At 60.9% G+C, this 448-nt stretch carries 1 protein-coding gene; it reads left to right on the top strand.

The window, feature by feature from the left end:
* Nucleotides 1–131: 131 nt before the first annotated feature.
* On the top strand, nt 132–448 hold a 317-nt coding region (locus VRY85_RS14885; protein WP_414599384.1), incomplete at its 3' end, for a helix-turn-helix domain-containing protein.

The following is a 448-nucleotide window of genomic DNA, read 5'->3' as shown; positions in this document are numbered from 1 at the left end:
GCGTTGGAAAAGGAGCTTCGCAGAAAGGAGAAAGCGCTGGCTGAAGCGGCGGCGCTGCTGACCTTATCAAAAAAAGCCCAGGCCATCTGGGGCACGAACGAGGACGACTGATTCCTCTGGAGATGAAACAGATGGCCATCACCCTTATTGACCAAGCCACTGCCGCCGGCGCACGTCAATCCAGAGCCTGCGCCGTCCTTGGGCTGACATGCCGGACGCTGCGCCGTTGGCGCGCTGCCGACAGTCTGGTTGACCGGCGCAAAGGGGCCCTGCGCAAGCCTTGCCGCCATGCTCTCACCGCAGACGAGAAGCAAGCCATCCTTGCCACCTGCAACAGCCCGCAATACCAAAGCCTGCCGCCTTCACAGATCGTGCCAAGTCTGGCCGACAAGGGGCTTTACCTGGCCAGCGAATCGAGTTTTTACCGGGTTCTGCGCGAGCATGGACA

Origin of the sequence: Achromobacter sp. F4_2707, assembly GCF_047501535.1 — a bacterium.
GTDB lineage: Bacteria > Pseudomonadota > Gammaproteobacteria > Burkholderiales > Burkholderiaceae_B > Yanghanlia.
This window is presented reverse-complemented; position numbering and strand designations above follow the sequence as displayed.